This window comes from Geodermatophilus sp. URMC 65 (assembly GCF_053502545.1).
In genome coordinates, this window is sequence record NZ_CP199954.1 from 3,235,084 (window position 1) to 3,261,623 (window position 26,540).

General features: G+C 75.2%; 29 protein-coding genes. 20 read left to right on the forward strand and 9 right to left on the reverse strand.

What is annotated here, in order from left to right:
• The first annotated feature begins 44 nt into the window (after positions 1–44).
• Positions 45–812, forward strand: a complete 768-nt coding sequence (locus tag ACWIX7_RS15700) for a phosphoglyceromutase (RefSeq protein ID WP_448622159.1) — start codon at positions 45–47, stop codon at positions 810–812.
• A 62-nt stretch (positions 813–874) separates the two neighbouring features.
• Here ACWIX7_RS15700 and phoU read toward each other — a convergent pair whose 3' ends face one another.
• Positions 875–1,534, reverse strand: coding sequence for a phosphate signaling complex protein PhoU (gene phoU / locus ACWIX7_RS15705; RefSeq protein ID WP_448617382.1), 660 nt, complete (start codon positions 1,532–1,534; stop codon positions 875–877).
• 225 nt (positions 1,535–1,759) lie between these two features.
• Here phoU and ACWIX7_RS15710 point away from each other — a divergent pair, with 225 nt between their 5' ends.
• Positions 1,760–2,989, forward strand: a complete 1,230-nt coding sequence (locus ACWIX7_RS15710) for a sensor histidine kinase (protein WP_448617383.1) — start codon at positions 1,760–1,762, stop codon at positions 2,987–2,989.
• Entirely contained in the window at positions 2,986–3,666 is a 681-nt protein-coding gene (locus tag ACWIX7_RS15715) for a winged helix-turn-helix domain-containing protein (protein WP_448617384.1), read from the forward strand. Before ACWIX7_RS15710 ends, ACWIX7_RS15715 begins: the two co-directional genes overlap by 4 nt.
• Before the next feature lie 142 nt (positions 3,667–3,808).
• Here ACWIX7_RS15715 and ACWIX7_RS15720 read toward each other — a convergent pair whose 3' ends face one another.
• Both ACWIX7_RS15720 and ACWIX7_RS15725 read right to left on the reverse strand, forming a co-directional pair.
• Positions 3,809–4,018 carry a DUF3072 domain-containing protein gene (locus ACWIX7_RS15720; protein ID WP_448617385.1) on the reverse strand — a complete coding sequence of 70 codons (210 nt, stop codon included), beginning with the start codon at positions 4,016–4,018 and terminating at the stop codon, positions 3,809–3,811.
• Positions 4,019–4,028: 10 nt separating this feature from the next.
• Positions 4,029–4,214, reverse strand: coding sequence for a hypothetical protein (locus tag ACWIX7_RS15725; RefSeq protein WP_448617386.1), 186 nt, complete (start codon positions 4,212–4,214; stop codon positions 4,029–4,031).
• 102 nt (positions 4,215–4,316) lie between these two features.
• Between ACWIX7_RS15725 and ACWIX7_RS15730 the strand changes: the two genes are divergently transcribed.
• A complete protein-coding gene (locus tag ACWIX7_RS15730) occupies positions 4,317–5,312 on the forward strand; it encodes a helix-turn-helix domain-containing protein (protein ID WP_448617387.1) in 996 nt (331 codons plus the stop codon).
• Between the two features lie 116 nt (positions 5,313–5,428).
• Positions 5,429–5,653 carry a hypothetical protein gene (locus ACWIX7_RS15735; protein ID WP_448617388.1) on the forward strand — a complete coding sequence of 75 codons (225 nt, stop codon included), beginning with the start codon at positions 5,429–5,431 and terminating at the stop codon, positions 5,651–5,653.
• Positions 5,654–5,697: 44 nt separating this feature from the next.
• Here the strand turns inward: ACWIX7_RS15735 and ACWIX7_RS15740 are convergent, their stop codons facing one another.
• From ACWIX7_RS15740 to ACWIX7_RS15750, 3 genes are all read right to left on the reverse strand, one after another.
• Positions 5,698–6,546, reverse strand: coding sequence for a class I SAM-dependent methyltransferase (locus ACWIX7_RS15740; protein WP_448617389.1), 849 nt, complete (start codon positions 6,544–6,546; stop codon positions 5,698–5,700).
• A 4-nt stretch (positions 6,547–6,550) separates the two neighbouring features.
• Positions 6,551–8,698, reverse strand: coding sequence for a bifunctional MFS transporter/dTMP kinase (locus ACWIX7_RS15745; RefSeq protein ID WP_448617390.1), 2,148 nt, complete (start codon positions 8,696–8,698; stop codon positions 6,551–6,553).
• A 92-nt stretch (positions 8,699–8,790) separates the two neighbouring features.
• Entirely contained in the window at positions 8,791–9,591 is an 801-nt protein-coding gene (locus tag ACWIX7_RS15750; RefSeq protein WP_448617391.1) for a hypothetical protein, read from the reverse strand.
• 84 nt (positions 9,592–9,675) lie between these two features.
• Between ACWIX7_RS15750 and ACWIX7_RS15755 the strand changes: the two genes are divergently transcribed.
• On the forward strand, positions 9,676–10,623 hold the full coding sequence (locus tag ACWIX7_RS15755; RefSeq protein ID WP_448617392.1) for a Ppx/GppA phosphatase family protein: 948 nt from the start codon (positions 9,676–9,678) through the stop codon (positions 10,621–10,623).
• A complete protein-coding gene (locus tag ACWIX7_RS15760; RefSeq protein ID WP_448617393.1) occupies positions 10,620–11,462 on the forward strand; it encodes a hypothetical protein in 843 nt (280 codons plus the stop codon). The genes ACWIX7_RS15755 and ACWIX7_RS15760 overlap by 4 nt, the downstream gene beginning before the upstream one ends.
• Before the next feature lie 83 nt (positions 11,463–11,545).
• On the opposite strand, the gene ACWIX7_RS15765 is transcribed toward ACWIX7_RS15760, so the two are convergent.
• On the reverse strand, positions 11,546–12,115 hold the full coding sequence (locus ACWIX7_RS15765) for a type 1 glutamine amidotransferase domain-containing protein (RefSeq protein WP_448617394.1): 570 nt from the start codon (positions 12,113–12,115) through the stop codon (positions 11,546–11,548).
• A gap of 61 nt (positions 12,116–12,176) precedes the next feature.
• Here ACWIX7_RS15765 and ACWIX7_RS15770 point away from each other — a divergent pair, with 61 nt between their 5' ends.
• From ACWIX7_RS15770 to ACWIX7_RS15795, 6 genes are all read left to right on the forward strand, one after another.
• Entirely contained in the window at positions 12,177–12,902 is a 726-nt protein-coding gene (locus tag ACWIX7_RS15770) for a hypothetical protein (RefSeq protein WP_448617395.1), read from the forward strand.
• Positions 12,899–13,729 carry a pyrroline-5-carboxylate reductase gene (proC, locus tag ACWIX7_RS15775; RefSeq protein WP_448617396.1) on the forward strand — a complete coding sequence of 277 codons (831 nt, stop codon included), beginning with the start codon at positions 12,899–12,901 and terminating at the stop codon, positions 13,727–13,729. Before ACWIX7_RS15770 ends, proC begins: the two co-directional genes overlap by 4 nt.
• 257 nt (positions 13,730–13,986) lie before the next feature.
• Positions 13,987–14,325 carry an excisionase family DNA-binding protein gene (locus ACWIX7_RS15780; RefSeq protein ID WP_448617397.1) on the forward strand — a complete coding sequence of 113 codons (339 nt, stop codon included), beginning with the start codon at positions 13,987–13,989 and terminating at the stop codon, positions 14,323–14,325.
• A 321-nt stretch (positions 14,326–14,646) separates the two neighbouring features.
• Entirely contained in the window at positions 14,647–14,745 is a 99-nt protein-coding gene (locus tag ACWIX7_RS15785; RefSeq protein ID WP_012854759.1) for a 30S ribosomal protein bS22, read from the forward strand.
• 10 nt (positions 14,746–14,755) lie between these two features.
• Positions 14,756–15,862 (forward strand): NAD-dependent epimerase/dehydratase family protein, encoded by a 1,107-nt coding sequence (locus tag ACWIX7_RS15790; RefSeq protein ID WP_448617398.1) that lies wholly within the window; start codon positions 14,756–14,758, stop codon positions 15,860–15,862.
• On the forward strand, positions 15,855–16,763 hold the full coding sequence (locus ACWIX7_RS15795) for a lysophospholipid acyltransferase family protein (RefSeq protein ID WP_448617399.1): 909 nt from the start codon (positions 15,855–15,857) through the stop codon (positions 16,761–16,763). Before ACWIX7_RS15790 ends, ACWIX7_RS15795 begins: the two co-directional genes overlap by 8 nt.
• Positions 16,764–16,979: 216 nt before the next feature.
• On the opposite strand, the gene ACWIX7_RS15800 is transcribed toward ACWIX7_RS15795, so the two are convergent.
• Positions 16,980–17,897 carry an HAD family hydrolase gene (locus ACWIX7_RS15800; RefSeq protein WP_448617400.1) on the reverse strand — a complete coding sequence of 306 codons (918 nt, stop codon included), beginning with the start codon at positions 17,895–17,897 and terminating at the stop codon, positions 16,980–16,982.
• 105 nt (positions 17,898–18,002) lie between these two features.
• Entirely contained in the window at positions 18,003–18,137 is a 135-nt protein-coding gene (locus ACWIX7_RS15805; RefSeq protein WP_448617401.1) for a hypothetical protein, read from the reverse strand.
• A gap of 500 nt (positions 18,138–18,637) precedes the next feature.
• Here ACWIX7_RS15805 and ACWIX7_RS15810 point away from each other — a divergent pair, with 500 nt between their 5' ends.
• From ACWIX7_RS15810 to hemB, 7 genes are all read left to right on the forward strand, one after another.
• The gene (locus tag ACWIX7_RS15810) at positions 18,638–20,212 is read left to right on the forward strand and encodes an AMP-binding protein (protein WP_448617402.1); all 1,575 of its coding nucleotides are present in this window, start codon (positions 18,638–18,640) and stop codon (positions 20,210–20,212) included.
• The gene (locus ACWIX7_RS15815; RefSeq protein ID WP_448617403.1) at positions 20,202–20,450 is read left to right on the forward strand and encodes a glutaredoxin family protein; all 249 of its coding nucleotides are present in this window, start codon (positions 20,202–20,204) and stop codon (positions 20,448–20,450) included. The genes ACWIX7_RS15810 and ACWIX7_RS15815 overlap by 11 nt, the downstream gene beginning before the upstream one ends.
• Before the next feature lie 472 nt (positions 20,451–20,922).
• Positions 20,923–21,588 carry a redox-sensing transcriptional repressor Rex gene (locus ACWIX7_RS15820; protein ID WP_448617404.1) on the forward strand — a complete coding sequence of 222 codons (666 nt, stop codon included), beginning with the start codon at positions 20,923–20,925 and terminating at the stop codon, positions 21,586–21,588.
• Positions 21,585–22,961, forward strand: a complete 1,377-nt coding sequence (locus ACWIX7_RS15825) for a glutamyl-tRNA reductase (protein ID WP_448617405.1) — start codon at positions 21,585–21,587, stop codon at positions 22,959–22,961. The genes ACWIX7_RS15820 and ACWIX7_RS15825 overlap by 4 nt, the downstream gene beginning before the upstream one ends.
• Positions 22,958–23,911, forward strand: coding sequence for a hydroxymethylbilane synthase (hemC, locus tag ACWIX7_RS15830; protein ID WP_448617406.1), 954 nt, complete (start codon positions 22,958–22,960; stop codon positions 23,909–23,911). The genes ACWIX7_RS15825 and hemC overlap by 4 nt, the downstream gene beginning before the upstream one ends.
• 85 nt (positions 23,912–23,996) lie before the next feature.
• Positions 23,997–25,538, forward strand: coding sequence for a uroporphyrinogen-III synthase (locus tag ACWIX7_RS15835; protein WP_448617407.1), 1,542 nt, complete (start codon positions 23,997–23,999; stop codon positions 25,536–25,538).
• The gene (hemB, locus tag ACWIX7_RS15840; protein WP_448617408.1) at positions 25,535–26,536 is read left to right on the forward strand and encodes a porphobilinogen synthase; all 1,002 of its coding nucleotides are present in this window, start codon (positions 25,535–25,537) and stop codon (positions 26,534–26,536) included. Before ACWIX7_RS15835 ends, hemB begins: the two co-directional genes overlap by 4 nt.
• The last annotated feature ends 4 nt before the right edge of the window (positions 26,537–26,540 follow it).

The following is a 26,540-nucleotide window of genomic DNA, read 5'->3' on the forward strand; positions in this document are numbered from 1 at the left end:
GCCGTTCCCTCACCTCACCGGTCGGGCAGGATGGCCGCGTGACGATGTCCTCACCCCAGACCCGCCCTGGCACGCTCGTGCTGCTCCGCCACGGCGAGAGCGAGTGGAACAAGGCCAACCTGTTCACCGGCTGGGTGGACGTGCCGCTGTCGGAGAAGGGCCGCGGCGAGGCCGCCCGGGGTGGTGAGCTCCTCGCCGAGCACGGCCTGCTCCCGGACGTGGCGCACACCTCGGTGCTCAAGCGCGCGATCAGCACCGCCGAGCTGGCGCTGGCCACCGCGGACCGGCAGTGGATCCCGGTGAAGCGGTCCTGGCGGCTCAACGAGCGGCACTACGGAGCGCTGCAGGGCAAGGACAAGGCCGCGACGCTCGCCGAGTACGGCGAGGAGCAGTTCACGGTCTGGCGCCGCTCCTACAGCACCCCGCCGCCGCCCATCGAGCCCGGCAGCGAGTACTCCCAGGACGGCGACGCGCGCTACGCGGTGCTGCCTCCGGAGGTGCGCCCGCAGACCGAGTGCCTGGCCGACGTCGTCGTCCGGATGCTGCCGTACTGGTACGACGCGATCGTGCCGGACCTGCGGGCGGGCCTGACCGTGCTCGTCGCCGCGCACGGCAACAGCCTGCGGGCGCTGGTGAAGCACCTGGACGGCATGGGCGAGGACGAGGTCGTGGGGCTCAACATCCCCACCGGCGTCCCACTGCGTTACGACTTGGACGACGACCTGCGCCCGACCAAGCCCGGCGGCGAGTACCTCGACCCCGAGGCCGCAGCCGCCGCCATCGAGGCCGTCAAGAACCAGGGCAAGACGTAGGCCCGGAACGTGACAGCGGCTCCGCTCCCGATCAGGAGTGGAGCCGCTGTCACGTTCCGGGCCTACTCGGCGGAGGCGTGCATCTCCCGCTCGCCGGTGACCAGGTAGACCACCCGGCGGGCGACGCTGACCGCGTGGTCGGCGAAGCGCTCGTAGTAGCGGCCCAGCAGGGTGATGTCGATGGCCGCCTCCATGCCATGCGGCCAGTCCTTGCTGAGCAGCTCGTTGAACAGCTGCCGGTGCAGCTGATCCATCAGGTCGTCCTCGGCCTCGAGCGCGACGGCCGCCTCGACGTCGAGCTTGGCGATGACCGTCGCGGTCTGGCTCACCAGGCTCTCGGCGACGTGCCCGGCCTCGAGGAAGATCGGCCGCAGCTCCTGGGGGACGGCGTGCTCGGGGAACCGCATCCGCGCCAGCTTCGCGACGTGGACAGCGAGGTCGCCCATGCGCTCGAGGTCGCTGATGATCCGCATCCCCGCGGTGATGGTGCGCAGGTCCGTGGCGACCGGTGCCTGCCGGGCCAGCAGGGTGAAGCACCGCTGCTCGATGCTCTCCCGGGTCGCGTCGATGTGCTCGTCGCCCTCGATCACCAGGTTCGCCAACTCGATGTCGGCGTCCAGCAGTGCGGTGGTGGCCTTGCGCATGGCCGACCCGACCGAGTTCGCCATCTCGACCAGGCAGTTGTTGATGTCGTCGAGTTCCTCGTGGTAATGCTGCCGCACCGTCGTCCTCCTCGTCGGCCGCGCTGGCCGTGGCCCGAACACTCGGGGGTACCCGCTGTTCGAGGCCCCGACGATCTCTGGACCCCGAGGGTAGGACGGTCCGTCCACCTCGACCGGCCCCAGCGGTGAACGGGTGGACACCGGGACGTGAACAGTCACGGTCCGGCGTGTCGTGATCACCCGCACGGAGGATGTCCTGCGATCCGTGCGGCCTAACATCGGCCCGTGAGCTCGTCGGTCGCCCTGCTGGTCGGCGTCGTCGTCGGCCTGGTGGTCGGCGTCCTGGTCGCCACGCTGCTGGTGCGTCCGCGCCGTCCCGACCTCGAGCGGGTCACCCCGTCCGACGGCCCCGCCCCCGAGGCGGTCCTGTCCCGGCGGCTGCTCGACCTGATCGACCCCGCCATCGTCCTGCTCGACGCCGACGACGTGGTCCTGCTGGCGAACCCGGCGGCCCGATCCCTCGGCATCGTCCGCCAGACCCGGCTGCTGGTCCCCGAGCTGTCGGAGCTGGCCCGCGCGGTGCGCGAGGACGGCCGGCGTCGCGCCGAGGTGACGCTGCCCGGCTCGGTGGTCGGCGGGGGGCCGCGGCAGGTGGGGGTGCTCGGCGTCCGGCTCGAGCGTGGCTCCGGCCCGGCGCCTGGGCCGGTGGCGCTCGTGCTGCAGGACGTGACCGAGGCGCGCCGGGTCGAGGCGGTCCGCCGGGACTTCGTCGCCAACGTCGGCCACGAGCTGAAGACCCCGGTCGGGGCGCTGTCACTGCTCGCCGAGGCGGTCGAGGACGCCGCCGACGACCCGGAGACGGTGCGTCGCTTCGCCAGCCGCATGACGCACGAGGCCGACCGGCTGGCCCGCCTGGTCCGCGAGCTCATCGACCTGTCCCGGCTGCAGGGCGGCGAGCCGCTGCCCGAACTCGTGCCGGTCGACGTCGACACGGTCATCGCCGAGGCGGTCGACCGCACCAAGCTGGCGGCCACCGCGAAGCAGATCACCATCGTCTCCGGCGGCGAGGGCGGGCTGGTGGTGCGCGGCGTGGAGTCGCAGCTGGCCACGGCGGTCACCAACCTGCTGGCCAACGCCGTCAGCTACAGCCCCGAGAACACCCGGATCGCCGTCGGCGCCCGCACCCGCGCCGGCTTCGCGGAGATCACCGTGACCGACAGCGGCATCGGCATCCCGCGCGAGGACCGCTCGCGGGTGTTCGAGCGCTTCTACCGGGTCGACCAGTCCCGGGCCAGCCGCACCGGAGGCACCGGCCTCGGGCTGGCGATCGTCAAGCACGTGGCCACCAACCACGGCGGCTCGGTGAGCGTGTGGAGCGAAGAGGGCCTCGGCTCCACCTTCACCCTGCGGATCCCGCTGCCCGAGGCCGCACCCGAACCCGCCGGCGACGCGCCGGCCGAGCACGACCTGGCCGGCGGCCCGTCCGCCGCTGACACCCCGGAGGGACGGTCATGACCCGAGTGCTGGTCGTGGAGGACGAGGAGTCCTTCTCCGACGCACTGTCCTACATGCTCCGGAAGGAGGGGTTCGACCCGGTCGTGGCCACCACCGGGCCGGAGGCGCTCGCCGAGTTCGACCGCGGCGGTGCCGACATCGTGCTCCTCGACCTCATGCTGCCGGGGCTGCCCGGCACCGAGGTCTGCCGCCAGCTGCGCTCCCGCAGCGGCGTGCCGATCATCATGCTGACCGCGAAGGACTCCGAGGTCGACAAGGTGGTCGGCCTGGAGCTCGGCGCCGACGACTACGTCACCAAGCCGTACTCGGCCCGCGAGCTGGTGGCCCGCATCCGCGCAGTGCTGCGCCGCCGCGGCGACGTCGAGGCACCAGCCGACTCGGCCCTGGAGGCCGGCCCGGTGCGCATGGACGTCGAACGGCACGTCGTCTCGGTGGACGGCGAGCCGGTCGCCCTGCCGCTCAAGGAGTTCGACCTGCTCGAGCTGCTCATGCGCAACGCCGGGCGGGTGCTCACCCGGGTCCAGCTCATCGACCGGGTGTGGGGCTCGGACTACGTGGGCGACACCAAGACCCTCGACGTCCACGTCAAGCGGCTGCGCGCCAAGATCGAGCCCGACCCGGCCAACCCCAAGTACCTCGTGACCGTCCGCGGTCTGGGCTACAAGCTCGAGGGGTAGTACTCGGTCGGCCTACCCGCCTCCACCGCGGCCAGGTGCCGTCCCCGGCCGGTGTTGAGCCCAGCTCGCCGCCTCGTCGCGGACCCCTGCGGGGCCCGCTCCTCGACGGCACCGCGGCCAGGTGCCGGACGGGCCGGCGGGGTCAGTTGCCCCGGCCGGTCTCGTCCTGCAGCTCGTCGATCTTGCGCGACGCGTCGGCCTTGGTGATGTCGTCCGGCACGTCCTCGCCGGCCTCGCGGGCCAGCGTGTGCAGGTAGCTCTTCTGCGCGCCGGTGGCCGGCTCGTCGCCGGTCACCCAGTCCGACGGGTCCTTCTGGGCGCTGCGGTCGTCGTTCGCAGTGGGTTCGCTCATGTGTTCGAGTCTAGGCCGGGATGAGCTGCGGCGCAGGTCGAGCCGCGGCCGCACGGCGGGCGGCCTCCCACCGGCGGCCGGTGCGGTACACGTGCACGCCGCCGCAGGGGCACTCGACGTGCAGTGCGATGTGGGTCGGGTGGTTGACCACCGAGCGGATGCGCCGGTCGGCGACCAGCTCGTCGGTCCTCGTCACGGGGCAGGTGATCAGCAACACACGAGCAGCGTGCTCCCGGGTCGCCGCCGGCACGAGTGGCAGAAGTGACCGCTGTCGCAGCATTCCTGCCATGCTGTGTGCATGAGCACCGACCGTCCCCTCGTCGTGAGCGTGATCGTCGCCGACGGGCTCATCGGCAGCTTCGGCCTCGGCGTCTGTGCCGAGGTCTTCGGCTACGACCGTCGGCACATGGGGCTGCCGCGCTTCGACTTCGCGCTGGTCAGCGAGGCGCCCGGCGTCCTGCGCACCGACACCGGCATCCCCATCACGGTGGAGCACGGCCTCGAGCGACTGGCCCACTCCGACATCGTCTCGATCACGGCGTGGGAGCTGTTCGACCGCGTGCCCTCGCCGGTGCTGCTCGACGCCGTACGGGAGGCGTACGCCCGGGGCGCAACGCTGATCAGCCACTGCACGGGCGCGTTCGTGCTCGCCGAGGCGGGGCTGCTCGACGGCAAGCGGGTCACCACCCACTGGAAGTGGGCCGGCGAGCTGGCCGCCCGCTACCCCGCAGTGCAGGTGGACCCCTCGGTGCTCTACGTCGACAACGGCCGGATCCTCACCGGCGCCGGGACGGCGGCCGGTGTGGACACGCTGCTGCACCTCGTGCGCCGGGAGTGGGGCGCCGCGGCCGCCAACGCGCTGGCCCGCGAGATGGTGGTGCCGCCCCACCGGGACGGCGGGCAGGCGCAGTTCATCGACGCACCCGTCGCCGAGTGCGAGGACGACCTGCTCGGCGCCGTCCTGGAGTGGGCGCAGAACCACCTCGCCGACGACCTCAGCGTCGAGCTGCTCGCCCGCCGCGCGCTGATGAGCCCGCGCAGCTTCGCCCGCCGGTTCAAGGCGACGACCGGGACGACCCCGCACGCCTGGCTGCTCGGCCGCCGCCTCGCGGCCGCGGAGGCGCTGCTCGAGGAGAGCGACGCGCCGGTCGAGGAGGTCGCCCGGCTCGTGGGCTTCGGCACCACCGCCGGGTTCCGGGAGCAGTTCACCCGCCGGCGCGGGGTGTCGCCACGGGCCTACCGGCAGACCTTCCGGGCTGCGCTCGCCGCAGCGGACGACGACCGCGCCGCGTAGCCCCTGCAGGCGGGCGCAAGGCCGAGTACCTGTCCGCGGTCGCGGACGCGGCGCTCGACGGTCGGCTGGACGGCCCTGCGCTGCGCGCCCTGGACCCCGACCAGAGGGTCCTCCGCGTGCAGGAGGTGCACGGCCTCGGGCCGGTCGCCGCCGAGTTGGTCGTGCTCCGCGGCGCCAACGCCCCCGATGCGCTACCGCGGCACGAGCGACGCCTCGATGCGGAGGTGGCCCACCGCTACGGCGCAGGCCGGTCGCTCGAAGAGGTGGCGCGGGCCTGGCGGCCGTACCGCACGTGGGCCGCCGTGCACCTGCGAGCCCTGCACGAGCGCCGCACCGGCTGACCGGCACCCTCCGCCACGTCCCCGAGCGTTCGAGGGATCGTCCCTCAGGCGCCGGGGATCGGCCGGGCCACGCCGACCAGGGAGTCCAGCCGGCCGGCGTTCGCCGGGGCCAGCGGGCTGCGGATCACCCGGGTGAGCGCGAGCCCGGCCCGCGCCAGCACCAGCGCGTGGGTGCGCGGCGTGAAGTGCCAGATGTGCTCGGTCGGCTTGAGCGTCCACCAGCGGGTGCCCAGCAGCCGCGCCGGCAGCGAGGAGACGTAGGGCGTCGAGAACAGGACGACGCCGTCGTCGGCGACCAGCGAGCGCACCGTCCGCCAGAAGGACAGCGGGTCGGGCACGTGCTCGGCGGTGTCCCAGGCGCACACGACGTCGAAGCCCGGGGTCAGCGGCGCGTCCTCGAGCTGGCCGCAGAACACGTCGAGCCCGAGGGTGTCCTGGGCGTGCTTCGCACCGGTGCGGGAGAGCTCGACGCCGGACGTCGTCCAGCCGGCCTCCCGCGCCGCGGCGAGGAACAGCCCGTAGCCGGCGCCGACCTCGAGCAGCCGCCCGCCCGCCGCCGCGCCGCCGCGCTCGCGGTCGACCAGCGCGAGCCGGCCCGCCGTCCAGGCGCGCTGCAGCAGCATCGCCGGCGACCAGTGGCCCTCGGCCGAGGGGGCGCCGTCGTCCGAGGAGACCCTCGACCCGTAGACGCCGCCCTCGAAGTAGCCCACGTCGTCGTAGAGCCGCTGCAGCGCCTCGGGGCGCAGCCGCGGGCTGATGAACACCAGCTCGCACTGCGGGCAGCGGACCACCCCGAACGGGGCGACGTCGTGCACCAGCGTGCCGGGCAGCCGGCACAGGCAGCAGACGACGTCCTCGGTGTCCTCGGCCGTCCAGTGTGCGGGCTCTGTCACCGGGTCAGCCTACGGAGCGACCGGCCCGTTCCACGGCAGCGGAAGCGGTCGCGTCGGGCGTCGCCGACCCGTTCCCAGCGGCGGCCGGGTAGCGGGTGGCCACCAGGGTCGCCAGCCGCCGGCGGACGACGGGGGAGACCAGGCCCTCGCCGGCTCCGGTGCCGAGCAGCTCCCCGGGGACGACGACGTAGCGGTCCGGTGCCGCCTCGGCCAGCGCGAGGAAGGCGCCGCGCACCGCCTCGGCGTCCGCACCCGCGGGCGCCGAGGTCACCGGGGAGTCGACGACGACGGTCAGGTCGGGCAGCAGCCCGTGGGTGCCCCACAGCGACGTCCGGAGGATGCGGTCGCCGTCGAGCCCCTGGCCGGCGCCGTGGAAGGCGATCGAGGTGTCCACGTAGTGGGTGTTGACCACCACCCGGTTGGCCTCGAGGGCGGGGCGGATCACCGTCGCGACGTGCTGGGCGCGGTCGGCGGCGGCCAGCAGCGCGGCGGTGTGCGCCGTGACCGGGCGGCCGGTGTCGTCGACGGCCGGCCTCGGCTGCGGGACGCCGCTGCCCGAGCCGGGTGCGGTCGGGAAGAGCAGACCGCGCACCTGCCGGCCCAGCCGCGTGTCACTGGGCTCGGCGGTGACCTCGACCGGGCAGCCACGGTCGCGCAGCACCTGGGCCAGGTCCGCGGCGTAGCGGCGGGTCAGCTCGCGGTCGCCCCCCTCGACGACGACGAACAGCCCGACGCCGCTCGGGGAGGCCGAGAACAGGTCCGAGCGGCCCCACAGCAGCCGCAGCACGTCGCGGACGCGGGTGCGCGAGCGGGCGGGTACTACTTGGCGGGTGGCGTAGGCGCTGACGACCAGGGCGATGACGCCGCCGACCAGCAGCGTCAGGCCGGGGCCGGTGAGGGTGAGCACCAGGTCGCCGAGGCGGACGTCGTGGGTGCCCAGCAGCCCGGCCAGCCCGGGACCGACCGCCACCGCGAGCAGCAGGACGATGCGCACCGAGGAGATGACGAAGGCGAAGACCCGGCCGCGCAGCCGGTCCTCGACCTCGAACCCGATGAGCGTGTAGCCGATGATCCAGCTGACGCCGGCGAACAGGCCCACGCAGAACGCCGCGGCGGTGGCCAGCACGAAGTCCCGCAGCAGCGACATCCCCAGCAGCGCGACGCCGGCCAGCCCGATGGCGTGCGTGAAGACGCTGCGCCGCGGCACCGTGGGCAGGACGCGCGGCCCGGCCAGCATGCCGATGGCCAGGCCGGTGAAGACCACGCCGAAGACCACCGAGTAGCCGGCGGTCCCGGCGCGAAGCGTGGCCACGTAGAGCTGCGCGACGCCGACGGTGAGCCCCCCGGCGCCGAACGCGCCGATCACGCCGACGTAGAGGGCACGCATGAACGGCTGCCCGCGCAGGAAGGCCACGCCCTCCACGACCAACGAGAGGACGTTGCGCTGCGCACCGTCCCGGTCGACCGGCGTGCCCGGGATGAGCCGGCGGGAGGACAGCACGGTGGCGGCACTCAGGCCGAAGCTGGCGGCGTTGACGACGAGGGCGACGACGATCGCCGTCCGTGCCTCGCTGCCGTCTCCCTCGCCGAGGAGTCGGCTGACCGTGGACAGCAGCGCGAACAGCAGGGCGGCGACGGGGACCGCGCCGTACACGGAGAACAACGACACCTGATTGGCGACGGCGAGCCGCTCGCGGGGCACGACCGACACCCACATCGCCTGCTTGGCCGGGTTGGTGAACAGCCCGACGGCCTCGACGAGGAACTGGGCGACGTAGAGCCAGGTCAGCTCGTAGGTGACCGCGATCGACAGGTAGAGCGTCAGCGCCAGCAGCTCCCCGACGACCACCGTCGTCCGCCGGTCAAGCCGGTCGGCGAGCGCCCCGGCCAGCGGACCCAGCACCAGGTCGGGCAGCAGCCGGGTGAGGATGACGCCGGAGATCGCCGCGCCCTGCACCGCCAGGGACTCACCGCGGGTCAGCTGCTGGGCCATCGCCGTCGTGGCCAGCAGCCCCAGCCAGTCGCCGAGACTGGAGACGGCGATCGCGGCCCACAGCCGCCGGAACACCGGGATGCGGACGAGCGCGAGGAAGGCGTTGTCGGAGCGCCCCCCGGCCGGGGGAGGGCCCGCCGTCGCGCGCTCCTCGGTCACTGTCCCGCCGTCCGGTCGTCGGTCGCGTCGCGGGAAGGGTAGTGGCGCGACGTGACCGGTCGGTGTCGTCCGACCCTCGGTCGGGGGAGTTGTCAGGGACGGCGGCGGTGCAGCGTCACCGGAACGGGCGACGGGCTCGCCGGGTGGGGGGCGACCAGGCCGCGGTCCAGCCGCTCCTCGGTCAGCCGGCGCAGCTCCGCGTAGGCCGCCGGCCCCAGGAGGGCGGTGAGCTCGCCCTCGTAGGTGACCACGAGCGGCTCGGCGGAGACGTGCGCCGCCGGTGAGCCGGTGCACCACCAGTGCAGGTCGTGCCCGCCGGGGCCCCAGCCGCGGCGGTCGAACTCGCCGATGCTCGACACCAGCACCGTCGTGCCGTCGGGGCGCTCGACCTCCTCCTGCTCGCGGCGCACCGGCAGCTGCCAGCACACGTCGGGCTTGGTGAGCAGCGGGTGCAGCCCCTCGCGCAGCGCCATCCGGTGCAGCGCGCAGCCGGTGCCACCCGGGAAGCCGGGCCGGTTCAGGAAGACGCAGGCGCCGTCGACCAGCCGGGTGCGCAACGAGCGCACGCCGCCGTCGTCATCGGTCTGGTCCTCCTCGGTCCAGGCGCCGCGTCCCACCGGGGCGAGCTGCCAGTCCTCGTCGGGGAGGTCGGCGACGGCGGCGGTCACCCGGGCCAGGTCGTCCTCGTCGGTGAAGAAGGCGCCGTGGCTGCAGCAGCCATCGTCCGGGCGGCCCTCGACGACACCGGCGCAGCCGCGGCCGAAGACGCACGTCCAGGCCGACGACAGCCAGGTCAGGTCGGCGCGGACGACGTGGTGCGGATCGGTCGGGTCGGGGAACTCGATCCACTCCCGGGCGAAGTCCAGCGGCACCTCGGGCGGGACGTCGTGCACCCGGCCAGCCTAGAGAGACCCCCTCCCCCTCGCGCCTCGCCCGCTCGCCGCGAGCCTCCGGAGGGGGCCATGCAGACTGACCGCATGAGGCTCGGGGTGCTGGACGTCGGCTCGAACACCGTGCACCTGCTCGTGGTCGACGCCCATCGCGGCGGCCACCCGACCCCGCAGCACGACGACCGCTGGCTGCTGCGCCTCGCCGAGCACGTCGGCGACGACGACCTGCTGTCCAAGGACGGCGAGAAGGCGCTGCTCAGGGCGGTGCGCAAAGCGTGCGAGCAGGCCGAGAGGCAGGGCTGCGACGAGGTGCTGGCGCTGGTCACCTCCGCCATCCGCGAGGCCCGCAACGGCATGGAGGTGCTGGAGCGGGTCCGGCGCAGGACCGGCGTGCAGCTGCAGGTGACCAGCGGCGAGGACGAGGCGCGGCTGACCTTCCTCGCCGTTCGCCGGTGGTTCGGGTGGAGCGCGGGGCGGCTGCTCGTGCTCGACATCGGCGGCGGGTCGCTGGAGCTGGCCAGCGGCCTGGACGAGGACCCCGACGTGGCGCTGTCGCTCCCCCTGGGTGCCGGCCGGGTGACCCGGCGCTTCCTGCCCGAGGCGCGCACCGGCGGACGTCCGGACCTGCGTGCCCTCGCCGAGCTCGACGAGTACGCCGCGGACCTGCTCGAGCCGGCGGCGAAGAAGCTGCTGGCCGGTGGTCCACCGGACCTGGTGGCGGCGACCTCCAAGACGTTCCGGACGATGGCCCGGCTGACCGGCGCGGCGCCCTACTCCGCGGGGCTGCGCGCTCCGCGCCAGCTGACCCTCGAGGGGCTGGCGCAGCTGCTCGGGTTCGTCGCGCGCATCGAGTCCTCGGCGCTGGCCGAGCTGCAGGGCGTCTCGCCCGACCGCGCCCACCAGATCCCCGGCGGCGCCGTCGTGGCGCGGGCCACGATGCGGGCGCTGGACGTACCGTCCGTGCGGATCTGCCCGTGGGCGCTGCGGGAGGGCGTCATCCTCCGGCGACTGGACTCGTTGGAGGACGAGAGATGAGCACTCCTCCCGGCAGCCGCGGCGAGGGGCGCCGCGACCCGGAGACCGGCGGCCGGCCGCTGGCCGACATCCTGCGCGAGGCAGGCGTCGAGTCGCCGACCCGCGGGCGGCGCCGCCGCGGGGACGAGCTCGAGGACACCGGCGTCCGCCAGCGCGGCTCCGGGGACACCGGGCGGGTCGCCGACCGGCCGGAGTTCGGCCGGCGCGCGAGCGACCGTGCCGGGGAGCGGACCGGCAGCCGGCCCGGGGACCGGGTCAGGGAGAAGATCGAGGGCGCCGACGCGCCGGCGCCGGAGCGGCGGGTCGGACGCCGGCAGCCCGAGCCCTCGACCGCCGCCATCCCGGGCCTGCGGCCCTCCCGCAAGCCGGGCGTCCCGGCGGCCGCCGGGGCCACGCGTGAGGGCGCGGCGCGCGAGGGGGCCGGGCGGGAGGGGACGGTCCGCGAGCGGGCGCCCCGCGCGCGGACGGCCGGTGCCGACCCCGGGCCGCGGACCGGCCCGATCCCCGTCGTCCGCACCGACGACCCGCCGATGCTCGAGGACGAGGACGCCGGGCCCCGCGAGGGCGCGGTGGCCTGGCTGCGCTTCATCGGCGAGCTGGTGCTCGCGCTGGCAGCCGGGGTCGGCATCTACTTCCTGTTCACCGTGCTGTGGCAGCAGCTGCCCTACGTGGCCGTGCTGCTGGCCCCGGTCGCCGTGGCCGGGCTGGTCGGCGGTGTCAGCGCGTGGCGGCAGCGCCAGGACCGGGAGCCGGCCGGCGCGCGGCTGGTGGCGGTGCTGGTCTTCGCCGGGACCCTGCTCACCATCGCGCCCGCCGCCGGCCTGCTCGCCACCGCCTGAGGACCACCCTTCTCCCCACGCCTCGCAGGCCCGGCGCGGGCCCCTGAAGGGTGGCCGTTCCAGTACGTCACCAGGCCGCCGTCCTAACTGTCGTCGGCGACCTCGTCCTGGTCCGCGGCGGCGAAGTGCTCGACGATCGCGGCGTCGAACGCGTCGAGGTCGTCGGGCTTGCGGCTGGTGACGAGGTTGCCGTCGACGACGACCTCCTCGTCGACCCAGTCGGCGCCCGCGTTGCGCAGGTCGGTCTGCAGAGAGGGCCAGGAGGTCATCCGCCGTCCGCGGACGACGTCGGCCTCGGCCAGCACCCACGGCGCGTGGCAGATCGCCGCCACCGGCTTGCCTGCCTCGAAGAAGGCCTTCACGAAGGCCACCGCGTCGGCGTCGGCGCGGATGAAGTCGCCGTTGATGACCCCGCCGGGCAGCACCAGCGCGCCGTACTCGTCGGGGTCGGCCGAGCTGACCACCGCGTCCACCTTCTTGGTGTCGCCCTTGTCGATGTGCTGGTAGGCGGTGATCTCCCCGGCCTCGAGGGACACCAGCTCCGGCTGGGCGCCGGCCTCCTCGAGCGCCTGCCACGGCCGGTCGAGCTCGACCTGCTCCACGCCGTCGGTCGCGAGGACGGCCACCTTCAACCCGTTGAGTTCGTCAGCCATGCGGCGGCGGCTACCCCGCCCACCGAGGAGCACACACGCCGCGAGCACTAGGTTCGGCCCCGTGCGTGCGCAGATCACACCCCCGGTGCGCCGCCTGCTCGACGCGCTCCCCCGGACCGGCCGGCGGGTCGCCGACCCGGTCCGCGCCGCCGCCGACGCCACCGCGGCGGGGTGCGCGGTGGCGCTCGAGCACACGCCGGCCGCGGACCCCGCCGCCGAGCTGCGCGACCTCGTCGCCCGGGTGGCCGGCGCCGGGCTGGCGGGCGCCTGCGAGCTCACCGTCCCCGTCGACCGGCTGGGCGCCACGGCCGCCGGGGTGGTGGGGGCCGCGGCCGACGCCGGGCTGGACGTCGCGCTGGACGGCGCCCCGGCCGCGGTGGACGCCCTCGTGTCGTCGGTCGGGCCGGTCACCGTGGTGGTCCGTGCGGCCGACGCCGGCGCCGAGGAGCGCTGCCGTGCCCTGGCGGGCGGCCGGGTGCGGCTGACGGGCGCGCACCTGCCCGGCCGGCGTGGCGCGGCCGCCGACCTGGCCTTCGTGCGCTGCCTCGACGTGCTGATGAGCGGGGCCGGGCGCCCCGGCGTCGGCACGACCGACCCGCGGCTGGTCGCCATCGCCGGCGAGCGCGCCGCCTGGAACGAACGAGCCCCCGACAGCTGGGAGTACGTCATGCCGTGGCAGGTCCGCAGCGAGCAGCAGCGCCGGCTGGTCGCCGGCGGGTACCGGGTGCGGGTGGTCCTGCGCTCGGGTCCGGCGACCCCCGCCCTCCGTCCGGCGGGCCGGTCGTGAGCGCGGGGGAGGCCCGCCGCGCCGGCCTGGCGATCATCGGCGGCGGGAAGATCGGGGAGGCGCTGCTCTCGGGCCTGGTCCGCCGCAGCGGGCCCGAGGGGATCGTGGTCTGCGAGCGCAGTCCCGAGCGCGCCGCGCAGCTGGCGGAGCGGTACGGCGTCCCGGTGCTGGGGCTGGCCGAGGCCGCCGCCCGCGCCCGGGTGCTGCTGCTGGCCGTCAAGCCCCAGGACATCGGCACGCTGCTCGGGCTGCTGGCGGATCAGGTGGACGCCGGCCACCTCGTGGTGTCGGTGGCCGCCGGCGTCCCGACGTCGACGATCGAGGCGGCGCTGCCCGAGGGCGTCCCCGTCGTCCGGGTCATGCCCAACACCCCGGCGCTGGTCGACGAGGGGATGAGCGTCCTGTCGGCCGGGGCCCACGCCGACGAGGGGCACCTGGACGAGGCCGAGGCGCTGCTGGCCGCCGTCGGTCGGGTGCGGCGGGTGCCGGAGGCCCAGCAGGACGCCGTGACGGCCCTGTCGGGCAGCGGGCCGGCCTACTTCTTCTACCTGGTCGAGGCGATGGTCGACGCCGGCATCCTGCTCGGCCTGCCGCGCGACCTGGCCGTGGACCTCATCGTGCAGACCGCACTGGGCTCGGCGGTGATGCTGCGCGACTCCGGCGAGCACCCGGTGCAGCTGCGGGAAGCGGTCACCAGCCCGGGCGGGACGACGATCGCCGCCATCCGGGAACTGGAGCGGCACAGCGTGCGCGCGGCGCTGATCGCGGCCATCGAGGCGGCGCACGCGCGCTCGGTGGAACTCGGACGGGCCGCGCGCGACCGGTGACCGTATCCCGGCGGGGCGTCGATGTGTCGACACAGCGTGACTGCGTCGCCACGGGTCGCCCACGACGCGCCCGGGCACATGTCGACGTAGCTACATAGGTGTAGTTCTGCCCAGGACGGACCGTTCCCCCTGTTCGTTTCTTCCATCGCTTCTGTCACGCACGTCCCCCTACTCTCTGTGTCAGCACATGCGGGCTCCGTAGTCGGTGGGGAAGCCGACGCCCAGCGCGTGCTAGGTCCGGAGATGAAGAGATGACCATGCCCCAGCGCACCGTTCCCGCCGCCTACGCCCGTCCCGGCGTCCCCGGCCCGCGCCCCGTCGGCCGGCCGATCCAGGCCGCCACCATGGCCCGCCCCGTCCCGCCGCAGCACCCGGCCGCCATGCCCGTCGGCCGCCCGCCGGTCCCGGCTCCCCGCGCCGCCGTCACCTTCCTGACGGTCGCCGAGGTCGCCAGCATGATGCGCGTCTCCAAGATGACCGTGTACCGCCTCGTGCACGCCGGTGAGCTCGCCGCCGTCCGCGTCGGCCGCTCGTTCCGCGTCCCGGAGCGCGCCGTCCAGGACTACCTGCGCGACGCCTACACCGACATCGCCTGACGAAGGCCCCTTTCTCCCCGCGCCTCGCACGCTCGGCGCGGGTCCCTGGAGGGCGGCCGTTCTAGTGCCTCACCGGCTCGCGGCGGGACCCTGCAGGAGGGCCGCCACTGCACCACCCCACCCCCTGCGGGTGGGTCCGGACGCCGGCAGCCCCACGCGGCAGCGTCGCCGCGGGGCCGCCGGGTACGCTCGGACGCCGAGCGACACCGGGGCCAGTGCGGTCCGGGTCGTCGCACACGAGCTGATCACCTCGCGCGGCGCCCGGTGCGACCTCCCGGTCGACGGTGGCCGCCGCGCCGCAACGACGTCGGGAGCACGCACATGGGTTCGGTCATCAAGAAGCGCCGCAAGCGGATGGCGAAGAAGAAGCACCGCAAGCTGCTGAAGAAGACCCGCGTCCAGCGCCGCAACAAGAAGTGAGCTGACGCTCGTGCCGCCCGCCGTCGTCCTGGTCACCGGTGTGAGCCGGTGGCTCGGGGGTGCGCTGGCGGCCGAGCTCGCTCGCGACCGCGCCATCGAGCGCGTCATCGGGGTGGACACCGTCCCCCCGTCGCCGGAGGTGCTCCGCCGGTTGGGCCGCACCGAGTTCGTGCGGGCCGACATCCGCAACCCGATGATCGGCAAGGTCATCGCGACGGCCTCGGTCGACACGGTCGTGCACATGAACATCAGCTCCACGCCCGCCGGCTCCGGTGGGCGGGGGCCGATGAAGGAGCTCAACGTCATCGGCACGATGCAGCTGCTGGCGGCCTGTCAGCGGGCTGAGTCGGTCCGCCGGTTCGTGCTGAAGTCCAGCAGCGCCGTCTACGGTGCCTCCTCCCGTGACCCCGCGGTCTTCACCGAGAAGATGCAGGCCCGCCGGGTGCCCTCCGGCGGCTTCGCCCGGGACAGCGTCGACATCGAGGGCTACGTGCGGTCCTTCGCGCGCCGCCGTCCCGACGTCGGGGTGGCCGCACTGCGCTTCACCAACTTCATCGGTCCGCGCATCGACTCGGTGCTCACCTCGTTCCTGCGCATGCCGCTGGTCCCCACGGCGCTGGGGTACGACGCCCGCGTCCAGCTGCTCCACGAGGACGACGCCCTGGCCGTGCTGACCCGGGCCACCACCGGTGACTTCGCCGGCACCGTGAACGTCGGCGGTGAGGGCACCTTGCTGCTGTCGCAGGTGATCCGCCGGCTCGGCCGGCTGCAGGTCCCCCTGCCCTCGCCCGCACTCGGTTCGCTGGGCCGGTTCACCCGCCGGTTCGGGTTCGTCGACTACTCCCCGGAACAGATGCGCTTCCTCAACTTCGGCCGGGTCGTGGACACCACCGTGCTGCGCGACGAGTTCGGCTACACCCCCCGGTACACCACCGAGCAGGCGCTGGCCGACTACGCGACCACCGTGGTGCCGGTCATCCCGCCCGGGGTGGTCGCCGGTGTCACCGGGCGGGCGCAGGACCTCGTGGCCCGCATCGGCGCGACGGCCGGCACGGTGGGGGAGCGGCTGCGGCCGGCGCCGCCGTCCCCGGGACTGCGGGCGGTGCGCGATGCCTGAGGCGCGGGTCATCCCGCTGCGGCCCGACGACGAGGAGCCGCGGGTCCCACCGCCGTCGTCCGCCTCGTGGGAGGAGCAGGTCGCCGGCGGCCTGGAGTTCCTCCGCCGCCGGGTGACCGGCGACTACGACACCGACGAGTTCGGCTTCGACCCCGACCTCACCGACCACGTCCTGCTCCCGCTGCTGCGGCCGTTGTTCGAGCGCTGGTTCCGGGTGGAGACCCACGGCGTGGAAAACGTGCCCACCACCGGCGGTGGGCTGGTCGTGGCCAACCACTCGGGCACCCTGCCGCTCGACGCGATGATGACCACGGTGGCACTGCACGACGACCACCCCGCCCGCCGGCGCCTGCGGCTGCTCGGCGCCGACCTGGTCTTCGACCTGCCGTTCATCGGCTCGCTGTCGCGCAAGCTCGGCTCCACGCTGGCCTGCAACGAGGACGCCGAGCGGCTGCTGACCGGTGGCGAGCTGGTCGGGGTCTTCCCCGAGGGGTTCAAGGGGATCGGCAAGCCGTTCCGCGAGCGGTACACGCTGCAGCGCTTCGGTCGCGGGGGTTTCGTCACGGCCGCGCTGCGGACCGGGGCGCCGATCATCCCGTGCGCGATCGTCGGGGCCGAGGAGACGTACCCGATGATCGGCAACGTCAAGACCGTCGCCCGGTTGTTCGGCCTGCCCTACTTCCCGGTGACGCCGACCTTCCCGGCGCTCGGCCCGCTGGGGCTGGTGCCGCTGCCGTCGAAGTGGCTGATCGCCTTCGGTGAGCCGATCGAGACGGCGTCCTACGGTCCGGCCGCCGCCGAGGACCCGATGCTGGTCTTCAACCTCACCGATCAGGTGCGCGAGACCATCCAGCAGTCGCTCTACCAGCTGCTCCTGCAGCGCAAGTCCGTCTGGACCTGAGCCCCGACGAGTGGGGGCCGGAGGCCTCCTCGAGGAGGGGCAGGTGGGCTCCGCGCAGCCGGGGGACGGCACCTGGCCGCGGATGCCACGAGAGCCGCCCTGCGTGGTGTCGCGAGGAGCGGGGGGCCGGAGGCTCCCGCGATCGAGCGTCGGGCAGGGCTCAGCGCAACCGGGGGACGGCACCTGGCCGCGGTCCGAGGCCGGTAGGCCGACAGATCAACTCAGCTTGCGGCGGCGGAGGGCGAGCGCGCCGCCGACCAGCCCACCGGAGAGGGCGGCGGCCGCCACGGTCGGGACGACGGTCTTCGCGGCCTTGCGGCCGGTGCGGAAGTCCCTGATCTCCCAGCCGCGGGACCGGGCGACCGCGCGCAGCTCGGTGTCGGGGTTCACCGCGATCGCGCGGCCGGTGAGCGTGAGCATCGGGAGGTCGTTGGAGCTGTCGCTGTAGGCCGTGCAGCGCGACAGGTCCAGGCCCTCTCTCCCGGCCAGCGCCCGGACCGCCTCGGCCTTGGCCTCGCCGTGCATGAGCTCGCCGACCAGCCGGCCGGTGTAGTGCCCGTCCACCACCTCCGCGACGGTGCCCAGCGCGCCGGTGAGCCCCAGCCGGTGGGCGATGATGCTGGCCAGCTCCACCGGCGTCGCCGTCACCAGCCAGACCCGCTGCCCGGCGTCGAGGTGCTGCTGGGCGAGCACCCGCGTACCGGCCCAGATCCGGTCGGCCATGAGCTCGTCGTAGATCTCCTCGCCGGCCTGCACGATCTCGGTGACCGGTCGCCCGGCCACGAAGGCCAGCGCGCTCTCGCGGATGGTGTGCATGTCGTCGGCGCTCTCGTTGCCGGCGATCCGGAACTTCGCCTGCTGCCACACGAAGCGCGTCATGTCGCGGGCGGTCAGGTACTTGCGGGCGGCCAGGCCGCGGGCGAACCAGAAGATCGACGCGCCGACCATCATCGTGTTGTCGACGTCGAAGAACGCCGCCGCGGTCAGGTCCGGGACGGCGGCCGGCGCCGGCTCCACCTCGGCGGCCGCGGCCGAGGCGGCACCGGCGACGTGCGCCCGCGTCTCCTCGTCCGGCACGTCCGCCGAGCGCGCGCGGCGGCCGCGGAAGGGCAATCCCGGCACGACGACCTCCACTGTCGCTCCTCCACCGCCCTCGCGGGCGGCCGGTGGACACCCGACCCTAGTGGCGTCCCACGGGGGATCGGCCGGGGGCCTCGGCACCGCTCGGCCCCTCGGGAGTCAGCAGACCAGCGGCCGGATGCAGATCGGCAGCGGGGTGTCCAGCAGTGGGGCGTCGGGCTCCGCGGGCGTCGGCTGCGGCACCGGGAGGTCGGGCACCGGCAGCAGCGACTCGACCGCCGGGGCGTCGGGCACCACCGGCGCCGGGCCGCGAGCTCCTCGGCGACCTCCTGCGCGTGGGCCTCGTCGGGCTCGGCGGCGACGTCGTCGGGCGGTGCCGTGGCCTCCCCGGGCGGGACCCCGCGTTCCGCCTCGGGCATGGGGCGGAGCGCGGCAGGGGCTCCGGTGCGGGCAGTGTGTCGCCGGCGGCGGGTGGGTAGCCGGCGACGCGTGGGTGGGGGTGGGTCGCGGACGGGAGGTGGGGCGCGGACGGCGGTCGGTGGGCGCCACGGGCGGGACTGCCGGCATGCGACCGTCCGCAGGGCGCGACCCTGGCATGCGTCCGTCCTCCTCGTCCACCCGCGGGGGACCGGCGTCGTCCCCGGCCCGAGAGGCCCGGGCCCGGCGTACGGGCCGCGGCACTGCGGGTCGGAACGCGTGGTGACAACATCACTGCAGTCCGTCCACGCCGCCCGGTCAGACGCCGGTGCGAGGCGCCCCGGGGGGACCATGGCGCTCCACCCGAGGAGGTGTCGATGACCGACGTCGGTAGCTCGCTGTCCGTGCTGGTGCGCGCGGCGGCGCAGGACCGCGCGGACGCGCCGGCCGTCGTGGCCGGCGAGGAGCGGCTGAGCTGGGGAGAGCTGGATGCGCAGGTCGACCGCGCGGCCGCCGGCTACGCCGCCCGGGGGCTGACCCCGGGCGAGCGGGTGGCGGTGCAGCTGCCCAACGGCGTCGACTGGCTGCTGGCGACGCTGGGCGCCCTGCGCGCCGGCCTGGTCGTCGTCCCGGTCAACACCGCCTACACCGACCCGGAACTGGAGTACCTGCTCACCGACTCCGGGGCGTCGATGCTCGTCGCGACCGACGACCGGTCCCCGGTGGCCGGCGTGCCGGTGGTCGCCGGCCCGCCGGCGGACGACGCCCCGCCGCCGGCCGTCCCCGAGGAGGTCGGGCGGGATCCGGGCACCGCGCCGGCCTTCCTCTCCTACACCAGCGGGACCACCGGCCGGCCGCGCGGCGCGATGCTGTCGGCGGCCGCGCTGCGGGCCAACCAGGAGCAGTGCCTGCGGATGGACCCGCCGCCGGTCCGGCCCGACGACCGCGTCCTGCTCGTGCTGCCGCTGTTCCACGTCTACGGGCTCAACGCCGGTTTCGGCCTGGTCGCCGCCACCGGCGCCTGCGCGGTGCTCGTGGAGTCCTTCGACCCGGCCGGTTCCCTCGAGGTGATGGCGCGCGAGGAGGTCACCGCGGTCCTGGGCGCCCCGCCGGTGTTCCAGGCCTGGCTGGCCGTCGCCGACGCCGCCGGGTCCGACGCCCTCCTCCGCCGCGCCTTCGCCGCCGTCCGCATCGCCACCTCGGGTGCCGCGCCGCTGCCCGAGGAGGTCTGGACGGCGATGCGCGAGCGCGCCGCGGTGACCGTGTGGGAGGGCTACGGGCTCACCGAGGCCAGCCCCGTGGTGGCCAGCACCCTGGCGACCGGGCGGGCCAAGCCCCACTGCATCGGCGGCCCGATCCCCGGGGTGGAGCTGCAGCTGCGCGACACCGCGCTGCACGAGCCGGTGGAGGGGGACGAGGTCTCGACGTCCGGCGACCTCGCCGAGGACGGCCCGGGCGAGATCTGGGTGCGCGGTGCCAACCTCTTCTCCGGCTACTGGCCCGGCGGGGTCGACGGTCCCGACGCCGAGGGCTGGCTGGCCACCGGCGACCTCGCCTACGCCGACGAGGACGGCGACCTGCACCTGGTCGACCGGCGCAGCGACCTCATCCTGGTCAGCGGCTTCAACGTCTACCCCGCCGAGGTGGAGCGGGTGCTCGACGCGCACCCGGTCGTCGCGGAGAGCGCGGTCATCGGCGTGCCCGACCCGCACACCGGCGCCGCCGTCCGGGCCGTGGTCGCGCTGCGGCCGGGCCGGCAGCTCGGCTTCGAGGAGCTGCGCGAGCACGCCGCGGCGTCCCTCGCCCGGTACAAGGTGCCGACGTCGGTGCACGTGCTGGGCGCCCTGCCGCACTCGCTGACCGGCAAGGTCAGCCGGGCCCGGCTGCGCGAGCTCGGCCTGGCCCGCGCCGACGAGGAGCCGACGGCGTCCGGGGGCGACGGTGACCGCTGACGCGCCCCGGCTGCAGCTGCTGACCCGGGCCGACTGCCACCTGTGCGCGGTGGCCGCGGAGACCGTCCACCGGCTCGCGGCCGAGGCCGGGCTGGCGGTCGCGGAGGTCGACGTGGACGCCGACCCGGAGCTGCAGGCCGAGTACGGCGACCGGGTGCCGGTCGTGCTGCTCGACGGGCGCGAGCACTCCTACTTCACCGTCGACGTCCCCCGGCTGCGTCGGGACCTCGGCCTGTAGCAGGGCTCCTCCGCGCGGCGCTGACGTCGCCGATGTGCCGAGCCGCGCGCTCTCGCGCCGTTCCTGACACTCCCGCGCTGCTGCAACGGCGCGGGAGCGGGTGGAACAGCGCGGGAGTGCGTCCGTCGACGGGGGCGGTCGGACGGGGCCGGCCTGCAGGAGCTCCCGGCTCACCCGCGCAGGTCGATCAGGGGGACGCGGGGTATGGTCTCCACCACAGCACGGCGCGTCTGCGCTGCGGAGTGGCCTCCTGGCCCCCCAGCGACTTTGTTCCTGCGTTCACAAGCGGTTACCGTGGCGGTCGCCGGGCGGCGGACCGCCCGGGTCCCCGATGTCGTTCGACCGCATCCGGCACCCGCCGGAACTCCGGGCGTGACCGTTTGTGGAGTGCCACATGACCGAGCCTGCGAGGTCGTGCGGCGGCGCAGCCCCCCAGGGCACGGGGTCGACGAGCGCCAACGAGGAGTGGCCCGTGTCCTCACCCCGGCCCCGGATCCCGGAGGCCACCGTCGCCCGGCTGGCCGTGTACCTGCGCGTGCTGACCGGGCTGGCCGACGGCGGGCGCAGCAACGTCTCCTCGGGTGAGCTCGCCTCGGCGGCGGGCGTGAACCCGGCCGGGCTGCGCAAGGACCTCTCGCACCTGGGCCCCTGCGGGGTCCGCGGGGTGGGCTACGAGGTGGCCACCCTGCGCGACCGCATCGCCCGGGTCCTCGGCGTCGAGCGGTCCCGCCCCTGCGTGCTGGTGGGGATCGGCAACCTGGGCACCGCCCTGGCCGACTACGCCGGCTTCGGCAGCCGCGGGTTCCGCTTCGTCGGGCTCTTCGACGCCGCCCCGGACCGCGTCGGCCGGCGGATCGGCGGCCAGCCGGTGCGCCCGATGGACGAGCTGGACGAGGTGGTGGCCGCCACGGCGGCCACGATCGGGGTCATCGCGACACCGGCCGACGTCGCCCAGTCGGTCTGCGACCGGCTGACCGCGGCCGGGGTGAGGAGCATCTTGAACTTCGCGCCGCTGGCGCTGAACGCGCCCGCGGGGGTCGACGTCCGCCAGGTCGACCTCTCCGTCGAACTGCAGGTGCTCGCGTTCCTCGGTCAGCAGCGCAGCGCCGCCGCACCGACCGTGGAGGTGACCGCGTGAGTCTGCTCGCGGTGGGTGTGAGCCACCAGACCGCCCCCGTCGCACTTCTCGAGCAGTTCGCGATGGGCGCCGACGACACCGTCAAGGCGCTGCACGAGCTGATCGGCAGCGACCACGTCAGCGAGGCGATCGTGCTGGCGACCTGCAACCGGGTCGAGGTCTTCGCCGAGGTGGACCGGTTCCACGGCGGCGTCACCGACGTCAGCCGGGTGCTGGCCCGCCAGGCCGGCGCCACGGTGGAGGAGCTCTCCCCGTACGTCACCGTGCACTACGAGGACCAGGCCGTCGCGCACCTGTTCACCGTCGCCGCCGGCCTGGACTCCATGGTCGTGGGGGAGACGCAGGTCCTCGGCCAGCTGCGCAACGCCTACGCCCTCGCCCGCGAGCAGGGCACCGTCGGCCGGGCGATGCACCCGGTGGCGCAGCGGGCGCTGCGGGTCGGCAAGCGGGTCCACTCCGAGACCGGGATCGACAAGGCGGGCGCCTCGCTGGTGTCGGTCTCCCTCGACCGGGCCGAGGAGCGCATCGGCTCGCTCGTCGGCCGGCCGGTGCTCGTCGTCGGCGCTGGCTCCATGGGCGCCCTGGCCGCCACCACGCTGGCCCGCCGCGGCGCCGCCGTGACGGTGAGCAGCCGCACGTCCGCGCACGCCCAGCGCCTGGCGACCGCCGTCGAGGGCCGGGCCGCCCACCTCGCCGACCTGCCCGCCGAGATCTCCGCCGCTGACGTGCTGGTCACCTGCACCGGCGCGCGCGGCACCGTCATCGGCACCGAGGTGGTGGCCGGGGCGATGCGGTCCAGGGTCGGGTCCGCCGGGCCCGACCGGCCGCTGGTCGTCATCGACCTGGCGCTGCCGCGGGACGTCGACCCCGGCGTGGCCGCGCTGCCCGGCGTGCACGTGGTCGATCTCGCCTTGCTGCAGGGGGAGCGGGGTGCCGACGGGCGCGCCTCCGCGAGCCCGGTCGCGGCGGACGACGTCGCCGCGGCGCACGCGCTCATCGAGGCCGAGACCGCGCTGCTGCGGGCCGAGCGGCAGGCCGCCGCGGTCGCGCCGACGGTCTCCGCGCTGCGCAGCCAGGCCGCCGAGGTGGTCGACGCCGAACTGCTCCGGCTCTCGGCCCGGCTGCCCGACCTGGACGCCCGCGCGCGCGCCGAGGTCACCCGCACCGTCCGACGCGTCGTCGACAAGCTGCTGCACGAGCCCACCGTGCGGGTCAAGGAGCTGGCCAGTGCCCCCGGGGGCGTCGACTACGCCGACGCGCTGCGGGCGCTGTTCGGCCTGGGCATCGACGCCGAGGTCATCCCGGCGCGGACGAACCTGGCCGAGGCGGTCACCGTCGACCCCGACGAGCTGCGGCCCGGGGGGACGGCGTGACGGCCGTGTCCTCCACCACGACGACCACGGGCACCCTCCGGCTGGGCACCCGCGCCAGCCAGCTGGCCACCACCCAGTCGCAGGCGGTCGCCGACGCGATCACCGCGGCCAGCGGCGTCCCGGTCCAGCTGGTGCCCATCAGCACCGAGGGCGACCGTTCCTCGGCCGCGATCGCCCAGCTCGGCGGCACCGGGGTCTTCGTGACGGCGATCCGGCAGGCGCTGCTCGAGGGCACCGTCGACGTCGCCGTCCACAGCTACAAGGACCTGCCCACGCTGCCCGAACCGGGGCTCACCATCGCCGCCGTCCCGCCCCGGGAGGACCCGCGTGACGCGCTGGTCGCCCGCGACGGCCTGACCCTCGGCGAGCTGCCGGCGGGCGCGAAGGTGGGCACCGGCGCCCCGCGGCGGGTCGCCCAGCTGCGCGCCCTGGGCCTCGGCCTCGAGGTGGTGCCGATCCGGGGCAACGTCGACACCCGCCTGGCGCGGGTCGTGCCGGGCGATCTGGACGCCGTCGTGCTGGCCCGCGCCGGGCTGGCCCGGCTGGGGCGGCTGTCGGCGGTCACCGAGACCCTCGACCCGCTGCAGGTCCTCCCCGCGCCGGCGCAGGGCGCGCTGGCCGTGGAGTGCCGCGGCGACGACGAGCGCACCCGGCAGCTGCTCGCCACCCTCGACGACGCCGGCACCCGCGCCTGCGTCGTCGCCGAGCGGACCACGCTCGCGGCGCTGGAGGCCGGGTGCAGCGCGCCGGTCGCCGCGTACGCCGAGCTGGCCGAGGGGGAGGACGGCCCCGAGCTGTTCCTCCGCGCCTCGGTCACCGCACTCGACGGCAGCGACGGCGTCCGCGGCTCGACCACCGGGCCGCCCACCGCGGCCGAGCGGCTCGGCCGTGAGCTGGCCGCGGAGCTCCTCGACCGGGGCGCCGCCGAGCTGATGGCGGCCTCCCGATGAGCCACACCTCCCCGGCCGGGCAGCAGGCCCCGGCCTCCCGTACCCCCGCACACGAGCCCTCCGGGGCCAGAACCAGGAGCAGGACATGACGCGCAAGAACGGCGCGGCGGCCGCCAGGGTCGTCTTCGTCGGCGCCGGCCCGGGTGACCCCGGGATGCTGACCGCCCGGGCCACCGCGGCACTCGCCGAGGCGCACACCGTCCTCGTCGACCCCGACGTCGCGCCGGCGGTCACCGAGGCCGTGCGCGCCGACCGGCCCGAGCTCGAGCTGACCCCCGCCAGCGGGGAGCCGGCCGAGGTCGCCAAGGCAGCCGTGGCCGCCGCCAAGTCCGGCGGCACCGTCGTCCGGCTGGTCGCCGGCGACCCGTTCACCTCCGACGACGTGGTCAAGGAGGTGCTGGCCGTGGGTCGCACCTCGGTCGGCTTCGACGTCGTCCCCGGGGTCGCCTCCGCCACCGCAGTGCCGGCCTTCGCCGGTGTCGCGCTCGGCGGCACCTCGCTGTCGGCCGACCTGCGCGGCGGCGAGGCCGACCTGGCGGCGCTCGCCGCCGCGGCGAAGAGCCTGGACGCGCCGCTGGTGCTGCAGGGCAACGCCGAGGACCTCCCCGACGCCGCCGCGCGGCTGGTCGAGGGCGGCCTGTCCGGCTCCACCCCGCTGGTGGTCACCACCGGCGGCTCGGGCACCGGGCAGCGGAGCGTCGTCGCCAAGCTCGCCGCGGTCGCCGAGAAGACCGCCGGGCTGGACGCCGTCAGCGGCCCGGTCGTGGCCACCGTCGGGTCGGCCGTCGACAAGCGCGCCCGGCTGTCCTGGTGGGAGAGCCGGCCGCTGTTCGGCTGGCGGGTGCTGGTGCCGCGCACCAAGGACCAGGCCGGCGAGATGAGCGACCGGCTGCGGGCCTACGGCGCCGTCCCGGTCGAGGTGCCGACCATCGCCGTCGAGCCGCCGCGCAGCCCCGCGCAGATGGACCGGGCCGTCAAGGGCCTGGTCACCGGCCGCTACGGCTGGATCGTCTTCACCTCGGTCAACGCGGTGAAGGCCGTCCGGGAGAAGTTCACGGAGCTGGGCCTCGACGCCCGCGCGTTCGCCGGCGTCAAGGTCGCCTGCGTCGGCGAGTCCACCGCCGCCGCGGTGCGCGCCTTCGGGATCGTGCCGGAGCTGCTCCCCACCGGACAGCAGTCCAGCGAGGGCCTGCTGGCCGACTTCCCCGAGTACGACGACGTGCTCGACCCGATCAACCGGGTGCTGCTGCCGCGCGCCGACATCGCCACCGAGACCCTCGCCGCGGGCCTGCAGGAGCGCGGCTGGGAGATCGATGACGTGACCGCCTACCGCACCGTCCGGGCCGCCCCGCCGCCCGCCCCGGTGCGCGAGGCGATCAAGGGCGGCGGCTTCGACGCGGTGTGCTTCACCTCGTCGAGCACCGTGCGCAACCTGGTCGGCATCGCCGGCAAGCCGCACGCCAGGACCGTCGTCGCGGTGATCGGCCCGCAGACCGCGGCCACGGCGCAGGAGTTCGGCCTGCGGGTCGACGTCCAGCCCGAGACCGCCGCCGTCGGCCCGCTGGTCGACGCCCTGGCCGAGCACGCCCTGTCCCTCCGCGAGGCGGAGGGCGGCGAGGACAGGTGAGCGGGGGGGCGATTCCCGGGTTCGCGCGCGGGCGTCGGTTGCGGTCGACGCCCGCGCTGCGGCGGCTCACCGCGCAGACCCGGCTGGCCCCGGCCGACCTGGTGCTGCCGGTCTTCGTCAAGGAGGGCATCGCCGAGCCGCAGCCGATCAGCTCGATGCCCGGCGTCGTCCAGCACACGACCGACTCGCTGCGCAAGGCCGCGCACGAGGCGGCCGAGGCCGGCATCGGCGGGCTGATCCTCTTCGGCATCCCGTCGGAGAAGGACGCCGTCGGCTCGCAGGCCGACGCCGCCGACGGCGTCGTCAACGTCGCCCTGGAGCAGCTGCGCGCCGACCTCGGCGACGAGCTGGTGCTCATGGCCGACCTGTGCTTGTGCGAGTACACCGACCACGGGCACTGCGGGCTGGTCACCCCGACCGGCGTCGTCGACAACGACCCGACGCTGGACCGCTACGCCTCGGTGGCGATCGCGCAGGCCCAGGCCGGGGCGCACGTGATCGCCCCCAGCGGGATGATGGACGGCCAGGTCGCGGCGATCCGCCGGGCGCTGGACGGCGCGGCGTTCCAGGAGACGCCGATCCTCGCCTACGCCGCCAAGTACGCCTCGGGCTTCTACGGCCCGTTCCGCGAGGCCGCCGAGGGCGCGCCGCAGTTCGGCGACCGCTCGACCTACCAGATGGACCCGCCCAACGCCGACGAGGCGCTGCGCGAGGTGGCGCAGGACCTCGCCGAGGGCGCCGACGCGGTCATGGTCAAGCCCGCGCTGCCCTACCTGGACATCGTGGCCCGGGTGGCCGACGCCGTCGACGTCCCGGTCAGCGCGTACCAGGTCAGCGGCGAGTACGCGATGCTCGAGGCGGCCGCCGCCAACGGCTGGGTGGACCGGCAGCGGGCCGTCCTGGAGACGCTCACCGCGATCCGCCGCGCCGGGGCCGGCACCGTGCTGACCTACTGGGCGGTGGAGGCCGCGCAGTGGTTGTCCCCCACCCGCCCCTAGCGCT

Coding starts and splice junctions, on each gene's coding strand:
- ACWIX7_RS15765 (WP_448617394.1), bottom strand. CDS start 12,115: ATGGCTGACGAACTCAACGGGTTGAAGGTGGCCGTCCTCGCGACCGAC.
- ACWIX7_RS15785 (WP_012854759.1), top strand. CDS start 14,647: ATGGGTTCGGTCATCAAGAAGCGCCGCAAGCGGATGGCGAAGAAGAAG.
- ACWIX7_RS15760 (WP_448617393.1), top strand. CDS start 10,620: ATGAGCACTCCTCCCGGCAGCCGCGGCGAGGGGCGCCGCGACCCGGAG.
- ACWIX7_RS15700 (WP_448622159.1), top strand. CDS start 45: ATGTCCTCACCCCAGACCCGCCCTGGCACGCTCGTGCTGCTCCGCCAC.
- ACWIX7_RS15795 (WP_448617399.1), top strand. CDS start 15,855: ATGCCTGAGGCGCGGGTCATCCCGCTGCGGCCCGACGACGAGGAGCCG.
- ACWIX7_RS15780 (WP_448617397.1), top strand. CDS start 13,987: ATGCCCCAGCGCACCGTTCCCGCCGCCTACGCCCGTCCCGGCGTCCCC.
- ACWIX7_RS15810 (WP_448617402.1), top strand. CDS start 18,638: ATGACCGACGTCGGTAGCTCGCTGTCCGTGCTGGTGCGCGCGGCGGCG.
- ACWIX7_RS15715 (WP_448617384.1), top strand. CDS start 2,986: ATGACCCGAGTGCTGGTCGTGGAGGACGAGGAGTCCTTCTCCGACGCA.
- ACWIX7_RS15720 (WP_448617385.1), bottom strand. CDS start 4,018: ATGAGCGAACCCACTGCGAACGACGACCGCAGCGCCCAGAAGGACCCG.
- ACWIX7_RS15730 (WP_448617387.1), top strand. CDS start 4,317: ATGAGCACCGACCGTCCCCTCGTCGTGAGCGTGATCGTCGCCGACGGG.
- ACWIX7_RS15755 (WP_448617392.1), top strand. CDS start 9,676: ATGAGGCTCGGGGTGCTGGACGTCGGCTCGAACACCGTGCACCTGCTC.
- ACWIX7_RS15835 (WP_448617407.1), top strand. CDS start 23,997: ATGACGCGCAAGAACGGCGCGGCGGCCGCCAGGGTCGTCTTCGTCGGC.